The organism is Streptomyces poriferorum (genome assembly GCF_019399235.1).
Classification (GTDB): domain Bacteria; phylum Actinomycetota; class Actinomycetes; order Streptomycetales; family Streptomycetaceae; genus Streptomyces; species Streptomyces poriferorum.
The window spans coordinates 1-396 of sequence record NZ_JAELVH010000663.1; the positions used below are offsets into that span (position 1 = coordinate 1).

The window sequence follows — 396 nt, forward strand, 5'->3', positions numbered from 1 at the left end:
GGGTAGGGGGCCGAGGCGATGAAGCGCAGCGCGTCGAGCCAGCTCAGCACGTCGGGCCGGGCGAACTGCACCCGCAGATGCGTCACGCAGTCCTCCGCCGCGCCCAGCACCAGCTCCTGGTGCAGCCGGTGCGGTTCGCTCGGGCAGCTGCCCCCGGCGGCGTACGCCGAACGCAGCGTCTCGTGCACCGCGCGCCACACGGCGTAGTACGGCGGGTCGTCGTCCTGGAAGCGCAGCCGGTGCAGCAGCAGCGACCGCAGCAGCGGATCGGCGACGAAGTGCTCCGGCCCCACCGGCCAGTCCTCCGACCGCAGTGCGTCCCGCACCCGCAGCGCCACATCGCCGTCCAGGGACTCCCCGCGCAGCCGGGTCGTGGCCAGCAGCCGGGCCGAGTCC

Annotated in this window: 1 pseudogene; it reads right to left on the reverse strand. The window is 74.7% G+C overall.

Annotated elements, in window-relative coordinates:
• Nucleotides 1-396: pseudogene (locus JGS39_RS40310) on the reverse strand (hypothetical protein); the annotation flags it as partial.